21 protein-coding genes and 1 pseudogene are annotated in these 23,161 nt (G+C 73.6%); 6 read left to right on the forward strand and 16 right to left on the reverse strand.

The genetic code is table 11. The features are described from left to right. Positions 1-56 precede the first annotated feature (56 nt). Positions 57-815, forward strand: coding sequence for a DUF4142 domain-containing protein (locus tag BLT82_RS15610; RefSeq protein WP_208867909.1), 759 nt, complete (start codon positions 57-59; stop codon positions 813-815). Between the two features lie 189 nt (positions 816-1,004). Here the strand turns inward: BLT82_RS15610 and BLT82_RS15615 are convergent, their stop codons facing one another. The 5 genes from BLT82_RS15615 to BLT82_RS15635 form a co-directional block, all read right to left on the reverse strand. Beyond that, positions 1,005-1,742, reverse strand: coding sequence for a flavodoxin family protein (locus BLT82_RS15615; protein ID WP_093655260.1), 738 nt, complete (start codon positions 1,740-1,742; stop codon positions 1,005-1,007). 223 nt (positions 1,743-1,965) lie between these two features. Then, the gene (locus BLT82_RS15620; RefSeq protein ID WP_093655117.1) at positions 1,966-2,589 is read right to left on the reverse strand and encodes an Rv1733c family protein; all 624 of its coding nucleotides are present in this window, start codon (positions 2,587-2,589) and stop codon (positions 1,966-1,968) included. Between the two features lie 259 nt (positions 2,590-2,848). Beyond that, the gene (locus BLT82_RS15625) at positions 2,849-3,664 is read right to left on the reverse strand and encodes a rod shape-determining protein (RefSeq protein WP_093655119.1); all 816 of its coding nucleotides are present in this window, start codon (positions 3,662-3,664) and stop codon (positions 2,849-2,851) included. Then, a complete protein-coding gene (locus BLT82_RS15630) occupies positions 3,661-4,074 on the reverse strand; it encodes a TraR/DksA family transcriptional regulator (protein WP_404204223.1) in 414 nt (137 codons plus the stop codon). Before BLT82_RS15630 ends, BLT82_RS15625 begins: the two co-directional genes overlap by 4 nt. Before the next feature lie 105 nt (positions 4,075-4,179). Then, the gene (locus tag BLT82_RS15635; protein ID WP_093655121.1) at positions 4,180-4,506 is read right to left on the reverse strand and encodes a TraR/DksA family transcriptional regulator; all 327 of its coding nucleotides are present in this window, start codon (positions 4,504-4,506) and stop codon (positions 4,180-4,182) included. A 425-nt stretch (positions 4,507-4,931) separates the two neighbouring features. On the opposite strand from BLT82_RS15635, the gene BLT82_RS15640 reads away from it, so the two are divergent. The 3 genes and pseudogenes from BLT82_RS15640 (at position 4,932) to BLT82_RS15650 (ending at position 7,173) form a co-directional block, all read left to right on the forward strand. Next, positions 4,932-5,894: a HAMP domain-containing sensor histidine kinase gene (locus tag BLT82_RS15640; RefSeq protein ID WP_208867910.1), complete on the forward strand. Its 963-nt coding sequence runs from the start codon at positions 4,932-4,934 to the stop codon at positions 5,892-5,894. 2 nt (positions 5,895-5,896) lie between these two features. Next, complete coding sequence (locus BLT82_RS15645) at positions 5,897-6,556, forward strand: response regulator (protein ID WP_093655125.1); 660 nt, start codon at positions 5,897-5,899, stop codon at positions 6,554-6,556. A gap of 183 nt (positions 6,557-6,739) precedes the next feature. Continuing rightward, positions 6,740-7,173, forward strand: a pseudogene (locus BLT82_RS15650) (ASCH domain-containing protein). 45 nt (positions 7,174-7,218) lie between these two features. Here the strand turns inward: BLT82_RS15650 and BLT82_RS15655 are convergent. Next, on the reverse strand, positions 7,219-7,665 hold the full coding sequence (locus BLT82_RS15655) for an SRPBCC family protein (protein WP_093655127.1): 447 nt from the start codon (positions 7,663-7,665) through the stop codon (positions 7,219-7,221). 134 nt (positions 7,666-7,799) lie between these two features. Further along, on the reverse strand, positions 7,800-8,798 hold the full coding sequence (locus BLT82_RS15660) for an aldo/keto reductase (protein ID WP_093655129.1): 999 nt from the start codon (positions 8,796-8,798) through the stop codon (positions 7,800-7,802). Positions 8,799-9,135: 337 nt separating this feature from the next. Here BLT82_RS15660 and BLT82_RS15665 point away from each other — a divergent pair, with 337 nt between their 5' ends. Next, entirely contained in the window at positions 9,136-10,122 is a 987-nt protein-coding gene (locus BLT82_RS15665) for a helix-turn-helix transcriptional regulator (RefSeq protein WP_093655264.1), read from the forward strand. Between the two features lie 88 nt (positions 10,123-10,210). On the opposite strand, the gene BLT82_RS15670 is transcribed toward BLT82_RS15665, so the two are convergent. Further along, positions 10,211-10,468: a hypothetical protein gene (locus tag BLT82_RS15670; protein ID WP_093655131.1), complete on the reverse strand. Its 258-nt coding sequence runs from the start codon at positions 10,466-10,468 to the stop codon at positions 10,211-10,213. Next, entirely contained in the window at positions 10,465-11,787 is a 1,323-nt protein-coding gene (locus tag BLT82_RS15675) for an amidohydrolase (protein WP_244291991.1), read from the reverse strand. Before BLT82_RS15675 ends, BLT82_RS15670 begins: the two co-directional genes overlap by 4 nt. A gap of 222 nt (positions 11,788-12,009) precedes the next feature. On the opposite strand from BLT82_RS15675, the gene BLT82_RS15680 reads away from it, so the two are divergent. Further along, positions 12,010-12,186 carry a thiazolylpeptide-type bacteriocin gene (locus BLT82_RS15680; protein WP_017948544.1) on the forward strand — a complete coding sequence of 59 codons (177 nt, stop codon included), beginning with the start codon at positions 12,010-12,012 and terminating at the stop codon, positions 12,184-12,186. 257 nt (positions 12,187-12,443) lie between these two features. On the opposite strand, the gene BLT82_RS15685 is transcribed toward BLT82_RS15680, so the two are convergent. The 7 genes from BLT82_RS15685 to BLT82_RS15715 form a co-directional block, all read right to left on the reverse strand. Continuing rightward, positions 12,444-14,396 carry a TOMM precursor leader peptide-binding protein gene (locus BLT82_RS15685; RefSeq protein ID WP_093655133.1) on the reverse strand — a complete coding sequence of 651 codons (1,953 nt, stop codon included), beginning with the start codon at positions 14,394-14,396 and terminating at the stop codon, positions 12,444-12,446. Next, positions 14,393-15,145, reverse strand: a complete 753-nt coding sequence (locus tag BLT82_RS15690) for an ABC transporter permease (protein WP_093655135.1) — start codon at positions 15,143-15,145, stop codon at positions 14,393-14,395. Before BLT82_RS15690 ends, BLT82_RS15685 begins: the two co-directional genes overlap by 4 nt. Before the next feature lie 76 nt (positions 15,146-15,221). Further along, a complete protein-coding gene (locus BLT82_RS15695) occupies positions 15,222-16,151 on the reverse strand; it encodes an ABC transporter ATP-binding protein (protein WP_093655137.1) in 930 nt (309 codons plus the stop codon). Positions 16,152-16,193: 42 nt separating this feature from the next. Further along, the gene (locus BLT82_RS15700) at positions 16,194-17,381 is read right to left on the reverse strand and encodes a M50 family metallopeptidase (RefSeq protein ID WP_093655139.1); all 1,188 of its coding nucleotides are present in this window, start codon (positions 17,379-17,381) and stop codon (positions 16,194-16,196) included. Then, positions 17,378-18,610 carry a lantibiotic dehydratase C-terminal domain-containing protein gene (locus BLT82_RS15705; RefSeq protein ID WP_244291992.1) on the reverse strand — a complete coding sequence of 411 codons (1,233 nt, stop codon included), beginning with the start codon at positions 18,608-18,610 and terminating at the stop codon, positions 17,378-17,380. Before BLT82_RS15705 ends, BLT82_RS15700 begins: the two co-directional genes overlap by 4 nt. After that, the gene (locus BLT82_RS15710; RefSeq protein WP_244291993.1) at positions 18,607-21,468 is read right to left on the reverse strand and encodes a lantibiotic dehydratase; all 2,862 of its coding nucleotides are present in this window, start codon (positions 21,466-21,468) and stop codon (positions 18,607-18,609) included. The genes BLT82_RS15705 and BLT82_RS15710 overlap by 4 nt, the downstream gene beginning before the upstream one ends. A 3-nt stretch (positions 21,469-21,471) precedes the next feature. Continuing rightward, the gene (locus BLT82_RS15715) at positions 21,472-23,118 is read right to left on the reverse strand and encodes a nitroreductase family protein (RefSeq protein WP_093655141.1); all 1,647 of its coding nucleotides are present in this window, start codon (positions 23,116-23,118) and stop codon (positions 21,472-21,474) included. Between the last annotated feature and the right edge of the window lie 43 nt (positions 23,119-23,161).

Genomic DNA, 23,161 nt, shown 5'->3' on the forward strand with positions numbered 1-23,161 from the left:
CAACAGCTCCCGGCGATCCGAACGAACCAGAACACCATGCCGAACCGGGAGACATCATGAGTCCGAACCGACGTGCAGCCGAGTCCGGGGTATCCCTGCGGACCCTGGGCATCATCGCCGCGGTGTGCGCCGTCATCGCCACCGTACTGATCGTGACCCGCGGAGGTGACGAGGACGCCTCGGCCACCCCCGCACCCGCCGGGGTGGCCGCTCCGGGTGGCTACGGCCAGAACGCGGGCGCGGGTTACGGGCACTCGTCCGGCGCCGGCCATGCGACGGGAGCGGAGGACGCGGGCTCGGCGGACGACGCGGGAAGCGTTCCGGCCGGGCCGCAGCCGGTGACCGAGGTGGACAAGACGTTCCTGGTCAAGGTGCGCCAGGCGGGACTGTGGGAGATCCCGGCGGGCCGGCTGGCGCAGACCAACGCCTCGAGCGAGGCCGTCAAGCGCGCCGGTCTGCACCTGCTCGACGGGCACAGCAAGCTCGACCAACTGGTCCGTGAGGACGCGAAGATCCTCGGAGTGCCGCTGCCGGAGGAGGCGACGGCCGAACAGCAGGACTGGGTGAGGCAGTTGGAGAACGCCCGGGGAGCCGAGTTCGACCGCCTCTTCGCCAACGTCCTGCGCTCCTCGCACGGAAAGATCTTCGCCACCATCGCCGAGGTGCGGGCGGCTACGCAGAACGACCTGATCCGCCGTCACGCACGCCAGGCCAACCAGACGGTCCTGGACCACATGGAGGTCCTGGAGGACACCGGCCTGGTCGACGGCGCCACGCTCGCGGAGGTGGAGAAGTCCGTCGCCCCGCGCCAGTGAGGGCGGCGCCGCGCGGAGCGGGTCCGCCGAACGGTTCGCCCGCCCCTGGCGCTCTGATTTGCACTATGCAATGATTCCGCCGAGGAGGGCCCGGCGACGGGCCGGTCCACGTCCGGGAGCTGGGGCGCTGGCACGGTGCGCAGCTCACCACGGCATACGGCGCGTCGGCGGAAGCCCTCCTCGCCAGACCTACCGGTGCTCGGGGTTCGGGGAGTCGAAGCGGCAGCCCGCGTCCCACTCGGTGCGCTGGTTGCCGTGCGCGGGGATACCGCCGGCCCGCTTGAGCAGGGCGGCCACGTGCAGCAGATTCCACGTCATGAACGTGGTGTTGCGATGGGTGAACTCGTTCTCGGGTCCGCCCGAACCGGGGTCGAGGTACGAGGGACCGGGGCCGGCTTCGCCGATCCAGCCGGCGTCCGCCTGCGGCGGGATGGTGTAGCCGAGGTGCTGGAGGCTGTAGAGCACGTTCATGGCGCAGTGCTTGATGCCGTCCTCGTTCCCGGTGATCAGGCAGCCGCCGACCCGTCCGTAATAGGCGTACTGACCCTTGTCGTTGAGCAGGCTGGAGCAGGCGTACAGCCTCTCGATCACCTGCTTCATGACGGAGCTGTTGTCGCCGAGCCAGATGGGGCCGGCGAGGACGAGGATGTCGGACGCCATCACCCGCTCGTAGAGCGCCGGCCAGGCGTCGGTCTCCCAGCCGTGTTCGGTCATGTCGGGCCACACCCCGGTGGCGATGTCGTGGTCGATGGCGCGTACGACCTCGACGCGGACGCCCTGGCTCTCCATCAGGGCGCGGCTCCGGTCGATCAGACCTTGGGTGTTGCTGGTTTCGGGTGAGCGTTTCAGGGTGCAGTTGACGAAGAGGGAGCGCAGGTCGTCGTATCGAGCGGGCGGCGCGGCGGAGCCGGACGGCTGAGTGGTCACGAGGTCCTCCTGGGGGTCCTCCGCAGTGGCGTTCACCGGGGGTGCGGCGCGTCCATCGTGCGGGCGGGGGGCGATGGCCCGACCGCCGCGGCGCCCCGGCCGGTCCACGATCACTCCGACAGCGGACGCGGTCCCGCTCCCCCGGCCGGTCTCGCCGGGATCCGCGTACGCCTTCCCCGGCGCCCGGCCGCTCCCCCGACGGCACTGCGGCCCCCCGCGGCGCTCACTCGACGGACGTGGTCCAGCGCGGGCCCGTCTCCGCCCACGCCCTGTCCCATGCCTCGAGGTTGCGCCGCTGAAGGGCGAGGCCCGCCAGGCGGTACGCCGCGGCTCCGGACGCCACGACGGCGACCCCGGCGAGCGCCGCCCAGCCCATGCTGCGGCTTCGGATACGGTCGGCCTCGAGCGGCGGGTCCGTGGGGGTGCCGTCGGCGTCCGCCCAGATGTGGACCGTGCTGTTCGCGGACAGTCCGGGTTCGACGGCGGTTTCCGCCGTGCGGGTGTGTCCCCCGGAGTCGGTGAAGCGCACCTCGGCCGGGTACAGGGTCTCTCTCGCCTCGGCCGAACCGGGTTCCGGGTGGCGCGGCACATCGTGTACGAGGACGGCGGGGACGTGGTGCCGTACCCGCGCCTGGTGGTGGGCGATCCGTTCGTAGTGGCGGTGGGCGGTTTCACCGGCCGCGCACATGGCCGCGGGGGCGGCCGCGGCTACCGCCACCAGCAGGAACAGGCCGATCCATCCCTGCAGCCGGTCGGCAGGGCGGAGCAGCGGGTTGCGCCGCCATCGCCACAGCGGCAGTCGCGGGCTCTCAGGAGGTGGCTGGGCCTGGGGGATGCTGCTGGTCACGGGTCTCTCCTTCCGGTCTCTCCTTGCGGCGCCGGCGATCTCTCCTTGCGGCGCCGGGTGCCCGCCGCAGGCTCCGCGCGCCGGGCACGGGGCACCGGGCCCACGGCAGCGCGGCACTGCCGCGGCCCGGAGCGGACCGTGGGGACGGCCCGCGGGGACCTCCGGAGCCGGGTGCCGTGGCGATCGCGAGTGCCCGCAGGCGCCGGCGGTGCGGAGCCGGCCCGGCGCCCGCTGCGCCGGCATCCTGGGTGGGCCCCCGTCAGCCGGGGAAGCGCGAATCGGGCCGGCGGCCGCCGAACGCGGGGTGAGCGTGCGCGGCTTCGAGGAATCCGGCGGCGCCGCGCACGGCAGCCGTGTGCGGCGCGGGCACCGCACGGACCGGCGCGTGCAGCTGCCCGGTGAGGTGGTGGACGATCTCCGGGCGCAGTGCGCCCCCGCCCGCGAGGAGCAGGCCGCCCCGGAGGGCGTCGAGGGTGAGCGACGTACGGTCCTGCCTCAGCATCGCCGCGACCATGTCGACCACCGCGCCCGTGATCCGGTCGGCCGTGGTGGTGCCGTCCAGGTCGCCGGTGCCGAGGCCCGTGCGGCGCGCATCGAGGACGGCGCCGTCCGACAGGAGCACCACCTCGGTGACCTGGGCGCCGATGTCCACCACCAGCTGGGGCCGGAAGAGGTCCACGCCCGCGGCCAGCGCGATGGCCCGCGCGCCGGGAAGGGTCAGCACGGTGCGCGGCCGCAGGACCTCGACCGCCGTCAGGGCCTCCTCCCTGAAGGCGACGCCGTCCAGCACGGGTGCGGTCACGACGACCAGCGGGCGGCCGAAGCGCGGCAGGCGATTGCCGAGGAGACGTTCGAGCATCCGGGCCGTTCCCGGGGTGTCGACGATCGTGCCGCGGCGGATCGGGTGGATGGCGCCGGGGAAGGTGACGGTCGGCACGTCGAGGACCATCCCGCGGCCGGCGATCCAGGCGCGGGTGCGGGCACTGCCCAGGTCGAGGGCGATGCCGGAGCACCGCCGGCAGCGGGGCCACGGCCGGTGACCGGACGGCGCGAGGCGGCGAGGGACCGTGGTCATTGCCCGGCCTCCCTCACCTGCTGGCAGCGTGAGCAGTACCGCGCCTGCGGAACGATCAGCAGGCGCTCGCGCGCGATGGGCCGCCGGCACAGATGGCAGGCGCCGTAGCGGCCCTCGTCCATGCGCCGCAGGGCGGCTTCGACGTCGGCGAGGACCATGCGCGCGGAGGCGGCCACCTTGACGCGTACCTCCAGTTGCGACGGAGCCTGCTGGGCGAGCAGGTCGTCCGCACGGGACGGGGCGGACGACCCGATCTGCCGCAACTGCTCCTGGCGGAACAGGTACTGCTCGTGCAGGTTCTCGCGGAGCGCTACGAGGTCCCCGGCCTCGAGGACCGGGTTCTGCGCCGCGGTGGTCGGGGCGCGAGCCGGGACGACCGTGTCGTGGTCGCCGATGGTCTGGTGGTGCACCGGGTCACCCCTTGGGGAGGCAGGGCGGGAGAGGGTTCGGGGCCGTGCGGGACCGGCGTCTCGGACGGGACCGGGACGACCGGCGGCCGGATCGGCGGCGCGCCGTCACATGGCGCGGCGCTGGCACGCGACGCAGTGGCGCGTGTACGGAAGGATCTCGAGGCGTTCCGCCGGGATCGTCGTGGAACAGGCGAGGCAGCTTCCGTACGTGCCGTTCCCGACGCGTGCCAGGGCCTCGTCGATCTCCGTGAGCGCCCGCCGGATGGCGTCCTTCTGCGAGGACATCAGGTGGTCGTCGGGGGTGTGGGCGGTGTCGCCGATCGCCTGCAGCTGGGTCAGTCGCGTGTTGCGGGCGTGCTCGAGGCGCTGGCGTGCCTCGTGGGCGGTCAGACGCTCCGGCTGGGGCTCGGTCCGGGGGGTGTCGAGCGGCATGGGGAGTCCTCTCTGGGGCTGTGACGGCATACGGGCTGCCGGCGGAGTCACCGCGGCATTCCGGCGCGTACCTTGCTGACCTGGCACGATGCACTGGACTGGGGTGTCTCCACCATGGCCGGTTTCCCGCGCGGGGCCTATCGGGCGCAGTACCCATCTCTGCGGGGTCCGAGGATGCATGCCGAGTTCTGCGGGCCCGGGGAGCCGTCGGGACGGGCACCCGTCGGCCCGAGGCTCCCCTCGGAAACGAGGCGCCACCGGGCCCCGCATGGGTACGGCGCCCGGCCGGAAATGGGGGTGGGAGCCCATCGACTCGCGCACCGGAGCGGGGCAGGCTGGCGGGCGGCCCACTCCGACCGGGGCCACCGCTCCATGCCGGGCCGCGGTGACCGACAGTGGAGGGGGAACCCGTACGAGAGAAGGGCGTGACTCCGGTGTCCCTGTACTGGCGGATCTTCGGCCTCAACGCCGTGGTGCTGGGAGCGGCCACGGCACTGTTGCTGTGGGCTCCGGTGACCGTTTCGGTGCCGGTGCTCCTGACCGAGGCGGTCATCCTGGTGGGCGGGCTGGCGGTGATGCTGGTCGCGAACGCGGCGCTGCTGCGGGTCGGCCTTGCGCCGCTGGGCCGGCTCACCCGCCTGATGACCACGGTCGACCTGCTGCGCCCCGGCCAGCGGCTGCCCGTCCAGGGGCGCGGTGAGGTGGCCGATCTGATCAGCGCCTTCAACGCCATGCTGGAGCGTCTGGAGGGCGAGCGTGCGTCCAGCAGCGCCCGCGCCCTGCTCGCGCAGGAGTCGGAGCGGCGCCGGATCGCCCAGGAGCTCCACGACGAGGTGGGCCAGAGCATGACCGCGATCCTGCTGGCGCTGAAGCAGGCGGCGGACGACGCGTCCGAGCCGCTGCGCGGCGAACTGCAGCTGGTGCAGGAGATCACCCGCGAGAGCCTGGACGAGGTCCGCCGTCTGGTGCGCCGGCTGCGACCGGGGGTGCTGGACGACCTCGGCCTGGTCAGCGCGCTCACCTCGCTCACCGGCGAGTTCGCCGCCCACTCGGGGCTGCGCGTGTCCCGCAGCTTCGACTCCGACCTGCCGGAGCTGGACCACGAGACGGAACTCGTCCTCTACCGCGTCACTCAGGAGAGCCTGACGAACGCCGCCCGCCACGCGGAGGCCCGGCGCGTCGACGTCAGCCTGCGCCGCGCCGGAGACACAGTGGTCCTCGACGTCAGCGACGACGGCAGGGGCATCGGCCCGGCCCCCGAGGGTGCCGGGATGCGCGGCATGCGTGAACGCGCCCTGCTCATCGGGGCGGAGCTGGACGTCGTCCCCGCGGCGCGGTCCGGCACCCGGGTCCGGCTGACGCTTCCCGGGCGGGGAGAGGAGCCTTGACCATGTCCGCAGCAGGACCGATCCGTATCCTCCTCGCCGACGACCACGCACTGGTGCGCCGCGGGGTACGGCTCATTCTCGACCGGGAACCGGACCTGGAGGTCGTCGCCGAGGCCGGCGACGGTGCGGAGGCCGTCGACATGGCACGCAGCCACGAAGTCGACCTCGCCGTCCTGGACATCGCCATGCCCCGCCTGACCGGTCTGCAGGCCGCGCGCGAACTGGCGTCGCTCAGGCCGGGCCTCCGCGTGCTGATGCTGACCATGCACGACAACGAGCAGTACTTCTTCCAGGCGCTGAAGGCCGGCGCCAGCGGGTACGTCCTGAAGTCCGTGGCCGACCGCGATCTGGTCGCCGCCTGCCGGGCGGCGATGAACGACGAGCCCTTCCTCTACCCCGGCGCGGTCAGCGCCCTCATCCGCCACTACCTCGACCGGGTGCGCTCCGGCGACGAGACCCCCGACCAGATCCTCACTCCCCGCGAGGAGGAGGTGCTGAAGCTGGTCGCCGAAGGACATTCCTCGAAGGAGATCGCCGTCCTCCTCTCCATCAGCATCAAGACGGTCCAGCGTCACCGGGCGAACCTCCTCCAGAAGCTGGGCCTGCGGGACCGTACGGAACTCACCCGCTACGCGATCCGCGCCGGTCTGATCGAACCGTGAGCCCGCCGGGAGGCGGGGAGCGGTCGACGGCCGCGACGCGGTGCGCGCGTCGCGTCGGTCTGTCCTCCGTCGACGACCGACGCGACGCACGACCCGACGACCGACACGGAGGCCGACACGTCAGCCGCCGCACGGCCCGGTTCGAGGGCCGACGCGGCCGACGCCGCCAACGCCGCCAACGCGATGACGAGCGAGGCATCTTCGGCGCTGAAGCCGTATCTGCCCGGCAGGCCCGGAGCGCGCGCGACCGGCTCGTGGCCGCCGTACTCTCCGGCGAGAAGGTGTCCACGACCGGGCTGTTCGCCGAGTACGAGGCGGAGCGCGAGGACCTGCCGGGCCCCGGGGAGCGCCACGCCCTGATCGACTCCGTGGGCCGCGCGACGGCCGAGCCGGAGGTAACGGAGGTACGAGTGCTGCCGCTGGGCGAGGTCGACTCGGAGCACGCGCTCGACGAGGGCGAGGGCCACCGGTCGGTGGCCGAATGGCGCGTGGCCCACGAACGCTTCCGGCACGGCCCGCAGATGCGCGAGGCGCTGGGCGACCCCGGCTTCACCGTCCGACGCGCCCCAGTGGTGGCCGAGCGCTTCCGGGTGCTGCGACGCCCGGACCAGGTCTGAAGCGGGTTTCCGGCGCCGTCGGCGAGCACGCGAACGGGAGGCGGCTCACACGTCGCCGCGCCATGCGCCGGTCTCCGTGCCGCGGGACTCGATGAAGCGCTTGAAGCGCTCCAGGTCTCCGGTGACCTGACGCCTGACGAAGCCGAGTTTGTCCCCGACCGTCTCGGCGACTCCCTGCGGATCGAAGTCCATCTGCAACATGATCTTGGTCCTGGTGCCGGACAGTCGGTGGAACGTCACCACTCCGGCCAGCCGTTCGCCTTCGACGGTCGTCCAGGCCACGCGCTCGTCCGGGATCTGCTCGGTGATCTTCGCGTCGAACTGCCGCTGGACGCCGTCGACGGAAGTGGTCCAGTGGGTCAGGGTGTCGGAGAGCTGGTCGATCCGCTCCACACCGTCCATGAACTCCGGGAACGTCTCGAACTGCGTCCACTGGTTGTACGCCGTGCGCACCGGGACGTCGACCTCGACGGACTCCTCGACCTGCGACATCATCGTCTCCTCTCGTCGTGCCGGCCCGCGTGGACCGGTGGGGGCGGCCCGCCCCTCGACCGCGCGTGTACCCGGCGAAGCCCGATTGACGACCTCGAAGGGCTGCCGGACGACGGGCTTCCGTCGCTCGCGCGTCAGCGGTGCCTGACGCCCGGCTCCGCTCCCGGGGCGAGCGTCGGTTCCGTCACCGGGGCGTCGCCGAGCGCCTCGTCGACGGCCCTCAGAACGTCGTCCGAGAGCGTGACGCCGGTGGCGGCCGCGTTGCTGTGGACCTGCTCGGGGCGGGAGGCCCCGGTGATGGCCGAGGCGACCTCGGTGCGGCGCAGCACCCAGGCGAGTGCCAGGGTCGCCAGGCTCATCCCCGCCCCCTCGGCGACGGGGACGAGGCGCTGGACCGCTTCGAGCGCGGCGTCGCCGTAGACGAGGTCCCGGGAGACCGCCATGGCGTCGCCGGCGAAGCGGCTCCCCTCGGGAACGGGCCGGCCCGGCAGGTACTTGCCCGTCAGAACGCCCTGCGCCAGCGGGGACCAGACGATCTGAGAGATGTCGTGGGCGGCGCACAGCCCGAAGACCTCGGCCTCGGGGGCCTGCCACAGCATGGAGTACTGCGGCTGCGAGGACGCGAACAGCCCGGGCCCCGCGACGTCGATCGCGGCCCGGATCTGTTCGGGGGTCCACTCGCTGAAGCCGAGGTACCTGGCCTTTCCCTGGTCGACGACCTTCCGGAGGGCCTCGACGGTGTCTTCGACCGGCACCGTGGGGTCGAACCGGTGGGCCTGGTAGAGGTCCACGTGGTCGGTCCTGAGGCGGGTGAGGGAGGCGTCGATCTGCTTGGCGATCTGCGCGGGCGACAGGCCCTGGTCGGCCGGGTCGTCGGACATCCGGCCCCAGACCTTGGTGGCGAGGACGTACGAGTCGCGCGGGTGGGCCGACAGGATCTCGCCCCACGCCGTCTCGGCCGCACCGCGTCCGTAGACGTTCGCGGTGTCGAAGAAGTTGATGCCCGCGTCGAACGCCGCCTCGGTGCAGGCGCGGGCCGTGTCCGCCGCCACGCCTCCGGAGTACGTGAGCCAGGACCCCAGCGAGATCTCCGAGACTTCGAGGTCCGAGCTGCCGAGGGTGCGGTACCGCATGGGTGTTCCTCTCGTGCGGGTACGGGTGCGGGAAGCCGGGCGCCGTCCGACGTCCGGGGCGACGCGGCACCACCGTACTGATGCCCGGCGAGAACCGTCGGCTCTCGCGCCGTTCGCGTCCCGCGACGAAGCAAACCCGAAGCAGAGCGGTCCGGAGCCGAGCGGTCCGGGGTGCAGCGGTCCGGGCGAGACTCCGGTGCGGCGGGTGCGACGGGTGCGGCACGGGGACGGCCGGATGCCTGGTATGCGGGATAACCTTCGGTGGTACGAAGCCGGGGTCCACCCCCTTCCCGGCGGACCGAACTCATACACCGAGGGCGCGTTGCGTGAGAACGAGATGGCCGTGTTCGGCGTGTCCGCTGCGGAGGAAGAGCTCTACCGGCACTTTCTGCGCAACCCGGATACCACGATCGAGGACCTGCACGCGCTCGCCCACAAGGACGGGCCGAGCCGGGAGCAGAACCCGGAGCAGTGCCTGGAGCGGTTGCGCCGGCTCGGACTGATCCACCCCACAGGCGCCGACGGCCGGATCACGCCCGCGGATCCCGAGGTCGCAGTGGCCCGCCTGACGGACGCCCGACTGCACGCCCTGCACCAGGAGTTGCAGCGGGTGACGCAGGCCCGGCACGTCATCCAGGGGCTGCGGGCCGAGCAGGGCGAATGGATGGCGCCGCAGGGAATCGAGCAGTTGCACGGGCTGGACGACATCCGCAACCGCATCGAGGACCTCGCCTTCTTCGCGCGTGACGAGATCCTGTCGGTCGAGCCGTACACCAAGTTGTCGGCTGAGAACATCGCCCGGTCGAGGCCGCTGGACATGCGCTGTCTGCGCCGGGGGGTGCGCATACGGAACGTCGTGCTGCGGGCCGCTCTCGACAACCCGCCCACCGCGGGCTATCTGCGGGAGTTGGTCGCGGAGGGCGCCATGATCAGGGTGGCCGAGAACATAACCGAGCGGATCCTCGTGTACGACGGCCACACGGCCCTGGTGCCCGTGGATCCGCGCAACACGGCGCGGGGTGCGCTGCTGGCCCGCAGCAATGGGCTGGTGGCCAACATCATCGCCCTGTTCGAGAAGATCTGGTCCCAGGCCGAGCAACTGACCGCAGTGGCGGGGCCCGAGGGCGCCGAGGAGCGGCTGACCGGTACCGAGCGGCGGGTGCTGCTGTCGATGTGCTCGGCGGGCAAGGACGAGGTGGGGGCCCGGGAGCTGGGTGTCTCGGTACGGACGTACAGGCGTCATGTCGCGGACATCATGCAGAAGCTGGGAGCGGCGAACCGGGCACATGCGGCGCTGCTCGCACGGGAGCGGGGCTGGGTCTGAACCCGGTCGGGGCCGCCCCCGACCGGGACGGCAAGCGGGCCGGGGCGGTCGGGGCAGGGGGGCAGGGGCCGTCCACGACCGCCGGCGGTCAGTCGCGGTCGCGGGACCAGCCGCGCAGCCCCGAGTCGGCGAGGGCGCGGCTGACGGCGCGGCTGACCGTGTGCGGGTCGGTGGCCGCGTCGAGGGCGATACGCAGCCGGATGCGGTCGGCACGGACCTCCGGCCGGCAGGGCCAGTGCGCGGGCAGCAGGCCCAGCAGCCGGACGACGGTGGTCTGGCCCGCGGGCGCGGAACGGTCGTCGCGCACGGCGACGACGTCGACGTACTCCGGCCGGCCGGCGGTCATCGCGGTGCGCCCTCCCGGTGGCCGGATGCACCCGGCGCGTCCGCCCCGTTGTCGCCAGTCCCGGGCGCGCCCTGCCGGCGGCCCGAAACACCCGGCGCGTCCGCCCTGTGGCCGGGGCCGGCGAGCAGGCTCCGTGCCGCCGTGGCCAGCGCGGTGATGCCGGTGGGGAGGGCCGTGCGCACGTCGGGGGCGAACGTGTCCGTGTGGTTGGCCGGGACCGGTTCGCCGCCGGCCCTCGCCGCGCGCCACTGCCGGGCGCCGGTGGCGCCGAGCATCCAGTAGGCGACGGGCACCCCGTCCACGGCGTAGTGGGGGAAGTCCTCGGTGGCGGTCGATCCGGGCCAGCCGGTCACCCGGTGTGCGCCGAAGGCGTCCTCGTGGGCCCGGCGCACGCGGAGGGCCGTGTCCGGGTCGGCCACGAGGACGGGCGAGACGGCCGTGACCGTGATCTCCGGTTCGCGGTCGCAGCCGGAGGCGGCGCACTCGGCCCGGACGATCCGCCGGACGGCCTCGGTCACCCGGGTCAGAGAGGCGTCGGTGAACGCCCTGACGGAGACCGACATCCGCGCTTCGGAGGGGATGACGTTGGCCCGGTCCCCGGCGTGCAGCGAGCCGACGGTGAGTACGACCGGTTCGCCGGGTGCGGTCTCGCGGGACACCACCGTCTGGAGCCTCATGACGACGGCGGCCGCGGTCACCACCGGGTCAACGGCGAACTGCGGGGTGCCCGCGTGCCCGCCTTGGCCGTGGACGACCACGTCGAGGGTGGCGCCGGCGGACATCAACGGCCCCGGCCCGTGCGCCACCGACCCGGCGGGCAGCGGTGCGCAGTGCTGGGCGAGCACCGCGTCCGGGGTTCCGAAGCGCTCGTAGAGACCGTCGTCGAGCATCGCCCGGGCTCCGCTGAGGGTCTCCTCCGCGGGCTGTCCGACGACCACGAGTGTGCCCCGCCAGGAGTCGCGGGCGACGGCGAGGAGGGCGACCGCACCGGCGGCGGCCGCGGTGTGCAGGTCGTGTCCGCAGGCGTGCATGACACCGGGGACGGTGCTGGCGTACTTCAGTCCGGTGCGCTCCCGTACCGGCAGCGCGTCGAGTTCGGCACGGACCATCACCGTGGGGCCCGCGCCGTTGCGGAGCACTCCGACGACGCCGTGCCCGCCGACGCGGCGGGTGACCGTGCAGCCGTCGCGTTCGAGCCGGGCGGCGAGTACCCCGGCCGTGCGGACCTCGGCGCCCGACAGTTCGGGGTGGGCGTGCAGATCGGCGTACAGTGCGGCGGCGTCCCTCAGGACGTCCCGCGGAACGGCAGATGCGGTCATCGGGTCTCCTTGCCCCTCCGTGCGACGGTGACGGACCGGAAGGCGGCTCCCCGGCCAGCGTCCCCGGCCGGCACGACAGACGTCCGGCGTTCCGCTGACACCGGGTGTCAGCGAAGTGTCAGTGACAGCCCGGGTGAGGTGAAAGGGCGTTCGGCTGCAATGGGCCTTGCGAGGGAGACCGCCGGACCCGCCGGCCGGCCCCGCAGACCGAGGGAGACGCCCATGACCCCGAAGCCCGAACTCGCCACGCTCGCCGACGAGATCCTGGAGCTGGAGTCCGAGACCTTCGAGATCTCGGACTACTCGGACGCCGCCGAGGTCGTCCTCGCCGGTTCGACGTCGTGTTCCTCCACGTCGACCTGCTCCAGCACCACCAGCACCACCTCCTGCAGCGCCTGATCCCGGGAGCACGGGCCGTCCGACGGACGGACCACGGCCTCCCGTCCGGCGGAGCTTGCGCCGGACGGGAGGCCGTTCGCGTTCGGAGACCGTGGGCGCGGGCGAGGCCCTTGGCGTACGGAGCACCTGCACACGGGCCAGGCCGTTCGCGTACGAGGCCGCGCACGCGAGGCCGGACACGTCGGGCCCCGCCCCGCGGCAGAGGCCGTCCCGGTCCCCGACGGTGCCCGTCTCGCACGGCCGTGCGTGGCCGTCCGTCACGGGAACGGATGCGGCACGGCCTTGATGTCCGCCTCGGGCAGTACGTCGGGGCGCCGTCCCGCGTCGCGCAGCCCGGTCCGCAGCCGCGGCATCAGCAGGGCCCGCTGCCGGGACCAGCCGAAGTCGAGCGGCAGGATGCCGGGGACGACCATGGCCACCGTGTGCAGCCCCATACGGCGCTGCTCCGGTGTCGTCTGGTCGACGACGACGACGTCGTGGCCGGCGTCGGCCATCCGCCGGACCAGGAAGCGCACGTCGTCCCGGAGGTCGTCGGTGCCCGGCCGCACGGAGGCCGTCCAGTCGCGGAACGCCCCGGCCAGCGGAAGCACGTCCGTCGGCTCCAGGAACTCCCGGGCGTGGACCGCCATTTCGGGCAGGCCGAACAGCTGCGCGTGGTCCTTGAGGTGGAGCACCTTAGTGTAGTCGCCCGCCATGGCGAGGAGTTCGCCTCGGCGCTCGGCCACCTGGTGCGGCAGGTGCGGGATGTAGGTGAGCACCTCGGAGAGCGCGGATTCGACGGTCTCCTCGGGATCGAACCCGGCCGCCGCGCCGAAGGACAGGGTCCCCGGGCCGCCGTCGCGGCGGACGGCGAGCGCGGTGACCACGGGTACGGCCAGATCCATGGTGGTGTCGTAGGCGTGGACGTCGTAGCCGTGCAGCGCCGCCCGGTCGATCATGGCGCGGACCGAGGCCCGCCGGCAGGTGCGCAGGTCGATCGCGGTGAGCGGTGAGCGCCCGTACCAGGCCAGCAGGAAGGCGTCACGTTCGACGAGCTCCAGCAGGGCGAAGAGGATCGCCTCCTCCCGACTGCCTCCGGTCGCACAGCCGTTGGAGCACTCGAAGACGAAGTTGTCGGCGTCCACTCCGGCGCTGTAGTGGGCGAGGCGGGCGGGGACGAGCACCGGCCGGTCGTCCCGCAGCGAACGGCCCCAGACCCAGGGGATCTCCCGGGCCGGGTCGAAGGGGCTGACGAGCGGGTCGTTCGCATAGGTCTCCGGGGCGTACAGACCGCGCGCCACGGGGTCGACGACGGGGGTTCCCTCCGCGACGAGGGCGTCGAACGAGGCCGTCACGGGGGTGGTGCCGCGGCGGCGGTGGGTGCCCGCGTAGCGCTCCAGGCCCTCCAGCTGGGCGAGCGTACGGCTGGCGGCGTAGCTGTTGGCCTGGCCGCTCCAGGTGACGTCGTTCAGGCCGGCGTAACCGCGGACGAAGTTGGTGCCCGCGACGGGCGCGGTGGTCGTCGAGGCGGGGTTGATCCAGGTGCGGGCGCCGAGCGCGCCGCAGACGGGGTTGGCGAGCGCCTGCTCGGGGAGCGGGTACGAGGAGGCGGAGCGCAGCCGGTAGCGGCCGGGGGCCGGCTTCGGGGTGTGAGCGAGCACGGTCCGGGCGCCGTCGGGGGTCTCGGGGACGGTCGTCACGCAGTACGGGCACAGGGGTTCGGGAAGCAGGGGGAAGGTCACGGTCGCGAGGGTCCCCAGGTCGACGCGGGTCACCTGGGGCAGTTCCCGATCGGCCGGGGCCGTGGCCGGCGGGGAGACGCGTCCGCCCAGGGCCGCCCGGTACACGGCCCACACCGCGTCGAGGGCGTACGGGGTGAGCAGCGGCCAGGCCGTGGCTCCGTGCGGTGGGCGGCTCCGTTCGAGCGCCTCGCGTTCGGAGCGGCTGCGCAGCCGCTGCCAGCGCATGGCGAGACACTGCCCGCACACCGGCTCGTCGCCGCCCCAGGGGCCGATCAGTACGGCGCGCGCGGTCAGTTGGACGTTCGCCCGGGGCCGGGTGGCCGCGTACGGATCGGGGGCGCCCGTGCCGAGGACGTCCGCGGCGCCGAGGGGCACGACGAGCGGTGCGGGGACGGCGTCGTCCCCGAGTGCCGTACGGCGGGTGGCGAGCGCGTCCCGGAGAAGGCCGGTGGCCCGTCCCAGCGGCGGTGCGGCGGTGGCGGCCGTCATGACTTGTCGCTCCAGCGGAACGTCCTGACGGCGACGGCTCCGAGCACCACGGCGAAGCCGGCGAGCACGGCGCAGTCGACGAGGACGCCGCCGGTGCCGCCGCCGGTGAGCGCCCCGGAGACACCGTCGTTGAGGTAGCGCAGCGGCAGCGCCCGGGAAAGGGTCTGCATCCAGTCCGGCATCATGTCGAGGGGGAGGAAGGAGCCGGACAGGAACGCCATAGGGATCATCAGGCAGTTGGCGACGGCGGCGACGGCCTCGGGGGTCTTCGCGTAGGAGCCGACGATCACCCCCAGCATCAGGAAGGCCGTGATGCCGAGGACGAGCACGGGCAGCGCCAGCGGCCAACTGCCCGACACGCCCAGCCCGAAGAACGGCAGCGTGGCCACGGCGACGAACAGCACGGCCTGGACGACACCGACGGCGACCGCGAGCACGTACCGGGAGGCGATGACCGCGGAGACGGGTGTCGGCGTCATCCGGATGAGGCGCAGGATGTCGTCGCGGCGCCACTGCATCAGCACGAACGCGACCCCGAAGACGGCGGCGTTGCCGACTCCCCAGGCGAGCACGCCGGGGGCGATGTGGTCGATGTAGGGCCGGCCGCTCTGCTCGACGTCCTGGCCGCTGAAGATCAGCCCGAAGACGACGAGGAACAGCAGGGGGAAGGCGAAGGTGAAGAAGAGCGTGGTCCGGTCCCGGGTGTAGGCCCGGTACCCGGCCGTGGTCAGCGCGGCGTAGGCGCTCATGGCGGAGGTCTCCGTGGTTCGTGGGCCGGCGGTCGACGCCGGCGGGGAGGCGGTGGGCTCGGGTGTGCGGGCGCGGCTACGCCCGGGGATCGGGTGCGCCGGTCAGCTGGAGGTAGACGTCCTCCAGACCGGAGGTGCGGGTGCGGACGCCCCGGAGTCCGGCGAGGGCGTCGACGGCGGCGAGGACGCTCCCGGCGTCGAGGGTCTCCAGGACGACCGAGTCGCCTTCGAGAGTGGCCCGTTCGACACCCGGGATGCCCCGCGCCGTGTCCAGGTCGAGCCGTTCGGCGGGCACGAGCAGCCGGGTGGTGGGGCTGCCCTGCTCGATGAGCCGGCCCGGACTGTCCAGCGCGGCGACGCGGCCGTCGACGAGGATCGCGACCCTGTCGCACAACTCCTCGGCCTCGTCGAGGTGGTGGGTGGTGTAGATGATGGTGCGGCCCGCGCCCTTGAGGTCGCGCAGGACCTGCCACAGCGCCCTTCGGGCCTGCGGGTCGAGGGCGGCGGTCGGCTCGTCGAGGAAGATGAGTTCGGGTTCGTGGACGAGGGCGGAGGCGATGGCGAGGCGCTGGCGCTGCCCGCCCGAGAGGTCGTCGACGCGGGTGCCGCCCTGTTCGGTGAGACCGACGGAGGCCAGTGCGCGCTCGGCGGCCGCGTCGTCGCCGCGGTACAGGGCGGCCACGGTGCGCAGATGCTCCCGGGCGGTGAGCCGGACGAAGAAGGCGGACGACTGGGTCTGCACGCCGATGCGGGTGAGGAGCGCGGGGTCGCGCGGCCAGGGGCTGCGGCCGAGGACGGTGACGGTGCCCGAGTCGGCGCGGCGCTGGCCCTCCATGATCTCCACGAGGGTGGTCTTCCCCGCGCCGTTCGGCCCGAGCAGTCCGAAGAACTCACCGCGTGGGACGGTCAGGGACACGCCGTCGACGGCCTGCACGGCGCCGTAGCGCTTGTGCACGGCGTCCAGGACGACGGCGGGGCCGTCCTGCGGGCCGGCGGTGGGGGGCATGGAACTCTCCTTCGGTGGGTGCGGATCGCGGCCGGAGGGCCGTCACCGCGCGGTGGTGAGGTAGTGGTGCGCGACGGCCGAAGCGGCGGCCGCGAGCAGGACGAGGGTCAGCGCGACGGCCGCTCCGTAGGCGGCGTAGGCGCGGCGGGCGCGCCGCGGGTAGCCGGCCGCTGCCGGGGCACGGCGGAGCCGGAGCCTCAGGTACGCGGCCGTGGAGGCGGCGAGTGAGGTGGCCCCCAGGATCTGTGCGGCGATCCTGTACCCGTCGAGGGGAGGCAGTGGCAGGAGCATCGTGAACGCCTGCACGCTGCCCAGCAGGAGGAGGGCGCCGAGCGCCTGCCGGGTGGTGTGGTCGAGCGGGGCCAGCGCCCAGACGGCGAAGAACGGCAGGAGGAACAGCAGGTTCATCGCGGCGCCCGCGCCGGCGGTGGCGATCCTGCCGCGCCGGCGCGGCAGATGGAGGAAGTCGTCCACGGTGCAGTACATGATGACCACTGGAAGGCGCCAGCGCAGCCCGATCTCCGACACCCGTCCGCCGTGGTGGTGCGCGAGCACGCCGTGGGCGAGTTCGTGCAGGGCCGTGCTCAGCCACAGCAGGGTGGCGACCGCGAGGAGGAGCGCCGGCGCGGTGAACAGGGCGGCGGTGTCGTCGAGCAGTTCGCCGATGCGCAGCAGCAGGGTGACCTCCATCAGGACGGTGAGCGCCAGCAGCGGCAGCAGCGCGACCGGGGAGAGCAGGTGCCGGGTGGCGCGGTGCAGCCTCGTCGCGGTCGCGTCCGCGTCGCCGACGAGGCGGACGGTGCCACGCAGCAGCCCCCGGGGCGCACGCGGCTCCGTGCCGGGAGGGGCCGCGGGGGCGGCGGCCGGGGACGGGGCGAGGGCCTTCGGTGCTCCGCCACCGGGCGCGGTGCCGTCCGGCGGGTCCGTGGACCCGGGGCGGCCCGCGAGGAGATCGCGGGTGCCGAGCAGCGCGAGCAGCGAGTGCCAGTGGGAGTCCCCCAGGCGCCGTCCGAACCGCGCCGCGTAGTCGGCCCCGATCTCCTCCAGGGTCCGGGTGCCGTCCATCCGGGAGATCAGGAAGTGTTCGCGGGGGCCGATCCTGAACGACTGACCGCTCCCGGTGTTCCTGATCAGATGGACGAGGTCCGGTCCGTGGAGCAGCGGCTCGCTGAGGAGCACCCCGGGGCGGAGTGCCGGGCGGTAGCGCGCCGGGACGGCCGGGGCGGTCACGGCGCCTCCCCGTCGGCCGGTTCGCGCAGGGCACGGCTCAGGACGTGTGCGAGGTACGCCTCGTCCCTGATGGTGACGTGCAGCCGGTTGTTGGTCATGTGCATGTACGGGGAGAGGAGCAGCGGCAGCGCGGCCGCCGGATCGGTCACGCGTTCGTCGCGCTCGCCGTCCCAGGAGCGGAACACCAGGTCGCCGTCACCGGCCAGCTTCACCGCTCGGGCGCGCAGTTCGGCGCAGTGCTCGGCCCAGCCGGCCAGGAACGACGGCAGCCTGCCCGGTGCTCCGTCCCGGGTGGCGGCACGGACGCGGGTGAAGTGCGCGGCGAGGGAGGGGGCCATGGCCGCGTAGTTGCGGTCGTACTCCTCGCTGCCGATGAACCCGGTGCCGGGGAACGCCCGGTGCCAGAAGGTGTAGTAGCTGTCCAGGTAGTCGGCGAGTTCGGCGTCCCCGCGGAGGAAGGTGCCGGACATGACCATCATCAGCTGTGCGGACGTGCCGAGCAGCACCGTGCGCAGATGGAGGTTCTTGGTACGGAGGGCGTCGACGACGAGGTCGCTCGAGTGGCGGAAGTGCCATTCGGCGAGGGCGACCCCGGCGGGGCCGCCGTACTTGCCGTACTCGGGCTCGTACGGCTCCGCGCTGCGGGAGTTGTTCGGACGAAGCCGCATCCGCCCCTGGGCGTCGGTGTAGTGGCCGCGCTCGGCTCCGGGGAACTCGATGTCGAACAGCGTGTTGTAGAAGTCGTTGAGGAAGCCGGAGTCGACCTCGTAGAGGGCGGGGCGGTCGGTGAGGAACGCGTCCACGGCCTCCTCGGTGCGGCGCCGCACCTCCGCCGCGGCCCGCGCGGAGGACGGCTTCAGCCGCAGCCGGACGTGCGGCCCCTCGAGCCAGTAGTTGATGAAGAACCAGCCGGATATCAGTCCGTCGGCCTCAAGTCCGGCCACCAGGGGCCGGATGCACCGGAGGAGCATGGGCCGGGGGTTGGCGGCGTAGAAGACGTGGGTGGCCTGCCAGTCGCCGGCCGCGGCGGGCGCCGCGTCCGGCCCGGCGACCGGCCCCGGGCCCTCGGCGGCGCCGGGGTCCACGACGACCGAGGGGGCCTCGGTGAGGGCCGGGCCCTCGGCGGTCGGACCGGAGGCGGCCACGGGGCCCGTGGCGGAAGCCGACCCCGAACCGGGGTCGGGCTGCGCGCTGTCGGCGGTGGGCCGCCCGGCGGCGGTCGTGGTCATCGTCGTCCCTTCGGTGGGGTGGGGACGGCCGTGGTCTCCACGGCCAGTTCGGCGACATGGCGGCCCCGCCCGGACGACACGTGCAGTCCGTCCTCGTCGGGCAGCATCTCGCGGAAGACCACACGGGCCTCGGGTGTTCTGAGCGTCCCCTCGAAGGCGGCGAGGGACAGCGGGCTGTCGAAGTCGACGTACTGCGGCTTGGCTCCCGTCGCACCGCGTGCCCCGCCGTCCGTGACGGTGGCGAAGACCCGGTCGGGCAGTGCGTGGGCGCGCCGGAAGGAGTGCCAGCCCAGGAACCAGTCCTGCTGCGTCACACCTGCGCCGTGCAGCGGCAGCACGGAGGCGGGGGCGCTCCAGCTCCGCCGGCTGAGCACGACGCCGCCGTGCCGCACCCGGGGTCTGCGGGTCACGCCGCCGACGGGCTCGCCGTCGGGGACACCGCCCCACACGTTCAGCGGGGACATGGAGCTCGGTGACAGCAGCAGCAGGGTGCGGGGAAGTTCCGGCAGGGCGAGCGGCACGAGGTAGCCGAGGTAGACGGGAACGACCTCGCGGCCGAGTCCGGCCGATCGCAGCACGAGCCGGTCCTCGTCCTCGTCGTGGACCAGATGCAGGTCGTCGAGGTGGAGGCTGTACGGGTCGGGCAGGGATGCGCTCTCCCCAGGGCAGACGATCTCGTACTCGGTGAGCCGCCCGTGGAGGTTGAGGTTGCTGGTGACCGGACCGCCGGTGACCTCCGCCAGGACGGCTCCGTCCGGGCAGAGCCCACCGGCGCGGTGCAGCAGGCGCTCCTCCAGGCCGTCGAAGCAGTGGGCGAAGCGGCTGAACGGGAACGAGACCCCGCCGTAGGAGCGGTTGAGGACCGCCAGCGGCTCACCGCCGCGGCCGACCGCGAGCTGGACGTGATGGCTCAGGGGGGCGAACGGCGCTGCGACCGTGGAGAGTTCATCCGCGACCGCGGCGAGCAGGTCGTCTCCGACGGCGAGTTCCCCGCCGCCCTCGTGGGCCTCCCAGAGGGCGCGCATCCCTTCGGCGAACGTCTGCCGGGCGGTGTCGAGGGCCTTGAGCTGGGGCAGGCCCAGCCAGTTCTCCTCCGGTACGTACCGGCCCTCGGCGTCGAAGGGGGTGCGCCGCGAGGTGAACGAGATGTACTGGTCGAAGAAGTCCTCGTGGAAGTCGTGGACGAGTTTCAGCAGGTCGTCGCAGCGGCCGCCGCGGCCGTGGCGGGCGACGAAGAAGCCCTTGAAGGTGATGCGCTGCGGCAGGGTGAGGTCGAAGGCGGGCAGGACGCGTTCGACCGCCCTCAGCGAACCGGCCACGGAGCGCGTCCAGGCGTCGAGCGGCAGCCGTACCTCCCGGCCCGCGGTGACGTCCTCGTACAGCACCGTCTGCGGCACCCTGCCGCGGGCGGCGCCCAGCTCCGTCTGGACGGTGCGCAGGTCCTCGCGCAGCCCGTCGAGCAGTTCGCGGCGGTCGGGGGGTGCCGCGGCGGCGAAGCGGTCCACGCGGGACAGCGGTCCGTCGAGGCGGCCGGCGAGTTCGCCGGCCCAGTCGCTGCCGAGGGCGCGGAGAGAGTCCTGGAACGCGCGCAGCGGATCGGTGTCGTGGACTCCGGTGCGCAGTCCCGGGACCTGGACCATGCCGATGTCGAGGAGGGCGGTCAGGTACTGCTCCGCCTCGGCCGCGGTGGCGCCGCGGTCGGCGGCGAGCCATGCGGCGAGTTCGCCGTGGCGGACGCTGCCGCGGTCCTCGAGGAGCGCGATGAGCCGCTCCAGGGTGCCGCTGCTCCGCAGGAAGAACAGCCGGTCCTGGACGGCGTCGAAGGTGACGGCGGTGTCCTCCTCGCCGGAGGTGATCCAGCGGCGCACGTAGCGCACCCGGTCGTCGACGCGGCCCCAGCCGGGCGCGAGTGCCAGGGGCAGGTCGGCGCGTCTGGCGGGATCACCGGTGACCGCCTCGGCGAGCCTGCCGAGGGCGGCGACGTTCAGCCGGGCGCGGCCGGTCCACTCGTCGTCGACACGGATGCACAGCGCGTCGTCGTCGGTACCCGGGTCCAAGCCGTGCAGACGCCCACCCGGCCGGTCCGCGCCGCCGTGCCCGTCCGGGCCGTGCTCGTACGGGCCGCGCCGGCCGGTACCGCGGTGCCCCGGGCCGTGCGGACCCGAGCCCTCGCCACCGTCCGCCCCGGCCGTGCCGTGTCCCGTCCCGCCGGGTGCGAACTCCCCCGGCACCACACCGGTGAACGTGCTGAACGGGCTCGTCTTGCACGCCGTGCGGTACAGGTAGGCGAGGAGTGAGCGCTCGATCTTGCGATCCCGCTTGCCGGGTGCGCGGTCCGGTCCGTCTGCCAGCCGTCGCTGCCAGTCGTCGAGTTGGGCGTCCAGCGTCGGGGACGCCAGCAGCAGGCCGCCGCGCAGCCGCGGCTCCCGCGCCAGCCGCCCGAGGGCGGCCCGGGCACGGCCCGTCTCATGGGCGAGCAGTTCGGCGCCCTCGGCCCGGCGGCCGTCGAGAGCGCGGCGGTCCGAGAGCCACCGCTCCAGCGCACGCCCGGCGTCCTCGTCGTGCGCACGGACCCGCGCGAGCGCACCGTCCGCTTCCCCGGGCAGCCGGTTGTTGAACACCGCGCGGCGTGCGGCGAGCAGCAGCCGCCGGGCCGACTCGTCCTCGTTGTGGCCGATCAGCCGGTGCAGCAGATCGCCGAGGCGGGCGCCCTCGGCGGCCAGCCGCTCGGTCTCGGCGAGCACGTCGTCGGCCCAGCGGCGGCTCGCCGGGCAGCGGAGCCGGCGCACGCTGTCGACGGGCAGCCCGGCGACGCGCAGCATGAACGGCATCGTGTTCTCCACCCTTCCGGTGCTCATCGGTCAGGCGATCTCGTGGCGGAAGTCGGCGGGCGCGGGCCGCTCGTTGCCGAGCATCATGATCAGCAGGGGTGCCTCCCCGGTTCGTTCGAGGCCGAGTTCCTCGATGTACGAGACGTTGTCGAAGCCGAGGGCGACGCCGCATCCGACGCCGAGGGCGGACGCGGCGGTGTAGACGTTCTGCGAGATCGCGCCGACCACGGCGTTGACGATCCGGTAGCCGCGGTCGCCGACGGCGTCGAGCACGGCGCGGGTGCGGACGGTCGGCACGAGGACCGCACCGGTCTGCTCCAGGTTGTAGTTGGCCAGGAAGTAGTTCTTCTGGAGGAAGCTGCCGGGAGGGCCGGGCTTCATCAGCCGCAGGGTGTGTGCGGCCGCGTCGTAGGCGTAGGTGCCGGGGGCGATGCCCGCGGTGTGGCCGACGAAGGCGTACAGACCGGCGATCGGCGTGGTGTCGGTGCCGGTGTCACCGCCGAGGGACGCGCCGGCGGCCGCGGCCGCCAGACAGGACGCCAGGTGCTCGGCGCGGAGCGGCCGCCGGGCGTCGAACCGGCCGAAGCTGCTGCGGCGCTTGCGCAGGGCGGTGCGCACATCGGTGTCCAGGTTCGACGGCGCGGGCAGGGGAACGGCCGGCAGCCCGGGGCCGGGGACGGGAGCGGCCGCCGGGGCGAGCGCCCCGGCCGGTGGCCGCCGGTCGGCGTGCTCCTCCGTGGCCGCCTGCATCCTGGTCACGGCGTCGAAGGCGAGCACGGTGCGCGAGCGTTCGACGTCGCGGCGGCGGACGGCCGCCGTGGCGGCCGGCGGCGCTGTCCTGGCCTCCGCTCCCTGCCAGCGCAGCGGTACGACGGCGAACACGCCCTCCTCCTCGGTACGGATCCCGAGCAGCCGCGCGAGCCGCTGCTCGTCGAACCACATCAGGGGCTCGACGGACAGGCCCTGCGCCCCGGCCCACGTCCGCCACGTCTGCACCACGGTGCCGACGTCCATCGTGACGGCGTGGAAGGAGAAGGAGTTGTACTTGAACGCGTTCTGCCAGTACTTGACGCCGAGGACGAGGAACTGGTCGGTCACGAGGGCCCGTTCGACTGCGGGGACCGGCGCGCCGGCCTCCGCGGAGGCGGGTTCGCCGAGCACAGCCGGGACCGGTCCGCCGAGCGCCTCGCGCACCTCGCCGGAGACGTCCCCGGTGAGGAGGCGCTGCATGGCGTGGTGCCGGGTCGCGTAGTAGTGCACCCCGGGCGGCAGGGGGCCGCTGGGCCCGGACACCCAGTAGATGCTGACGGGGTAGAGGCCGCCGCCGGACGCGGTGCCGCGCGACCAGTTCGCGAGCGGATGGAACGGCAGCGCGTCGAGGTCGGTGTTGGACTGGACGCCGAGCCGGCGCCCCGTGAGGCCGTAGGAGTCCCGCAGCATGCCGGACAGGGCGGGCAGGTCGAACGCCCGCTCGGGGCCCTCGACCGCCGGCCGCAGCCCGCGGTCGACCGTCGCACCCGGCGGCAGGGTGTGGACTGGCAGCGGCGTGGTGTCGGCCCCCGGATAGAACTTGGTCTTCCGCGGGCCGTCGGCCCAGTTCGGGACGTAGTCCGCCGGTGGCATCGGGACCCTGCCCCGCTGCATGATCGCGGCGGCGTAGTCATGGGCGTACCCCATGGTCTGCTCCTTGTCCGTGGGGTGCCGGGCGGGGCCCGGCCGG

This window comes from Streptomyces wuyuanensis, from assembly GCF_900103455.1.
GTDB classification, from domain to species: domain Bacteria; phylum Actinomycetota; class Actinomycetes; order Streptomycetales; family Streptomycetaceae; genus Streptomyces; species Streptomyces wuyuanensis.

Excerpts from the sequence above, each read along its gene's own strand:
- BLT82_RS15610 (WP_208867909.1), top strand. The coding sequence starts at position 57 with ATGAGTCCGAACCGACGTGCAGCCGAGTCCGGGGTATCCCTGCGGACC.
- BLT82_RS15710 (WP_244291993.1), bottom strand. The coding sequence starts at position 21,468 with ATGAGCACCGGAAGGGTGGAGAACACGATGCCGTTCATGCTGCGCGTC.
- BLT82_RS15655 (WP_093655127.1), bottom strand. The coding sequence starts at position 7,665 with ATGTCGCAGGTCGAGGAGTCCGTCGAGGTCGACGTCCCGGTGCGCACG.
- BLT82_RS15625 (WP_093655119.1), bottom strand. The coding sequence starts at position 3,664 with ATGACCACGGTCCCTCGCCGCCTCGCGCCGTCCGGTCACCGGCCGTGG.
- BLT82_RS15680 (WP_017948544.1), top strand. The coding sequence starts at position 12,010 with ATGACCCCGAAGCCCGAACTCGCCACGCTCGCCGACGAGATCCTGGAG.
- BLT82_RS15675 (WP_244291991.1), bottom strand. The coding sequence starts at position 11,787 with ATGACCGCATCTGCCGTTCCGCGGGACGTCCTGAGGGACGCCGCCGCA.
- BLT82_RS15645 (WP_093655125.1), top strand. The coding sequence starts at position 5,897 with ATGTCCGCAGCAGGACCGATCCGTATCCTCCTCGCCGACGACCACGCA.
- BLT82_RS15705 (WP_244291992.1), bottom strand. The coding sequence starts at position 18,610 with ATGACCACGACCGCCGCCGGGCGGCCCACCGCCGACAGCGCGCAGCCC.
- BLT82_RS15695 (WP_093655137.1), bottom strand. The coding sequence starts at position 16,151 with ATGCCCCCCACCGCCGGCCCGCAGGACGGCCCCGCCGTCGTCCTGGAC.
- BLT82_RS15635 (WP_093655121.1), bottom strand. The coding sequence starts at position 4,506 with ATGCCGCTCGACACCCCCCGGACCGAGCCCCAGCCGGAGCGTCTGACC.
- BLT82_RS15670 (WP_093655131.1), bottom strand. The coding sequence starts at position 10,468 with ATGACCGCCGGCCGGCCGGAGTACGTCGACGTCGTCGCCGTGCGCGAC.
- BLT82_RS15685 (WP_093655133.1), bottom strand. The coding sequence starts at position 14,396 with ATGACGGCCGCCACCGCCGCACCGCCGCTGGGACGGGCCACCGGCCTT.
- BLT82_RS15665 (WP_093655264.1), top strand. The coding sequence starts at position 9,136 with ATGGCCGTGTTCGGCGTGTCCGCTGCGGAGGAAGAGCTCTACCGGCAC.
- BLT82_RS15715 (WP_093655141.1), bottom strand. The coding sequence starts at position 23,118 with ATGGGGTACGCCCATGACTACGCCGCCGCGATCATGCAGCGGGGCAGG.
- BLT82_RS15690 (WP_093655135.1), bottom strand. The coding sequence starts at position 15,145 with ATGAGCGCCTACGCCGCGCTGACCACGGCCGGGTACCGGGCCTACACC.
- BLT82_RS15660 (WP_093655129.1), bottom strand. The coding sequence starts at position 8,798 with ATGCGGTACCGCACCCTCGGCAGCTCGGACCTCGAAGTCTCGGAGATC.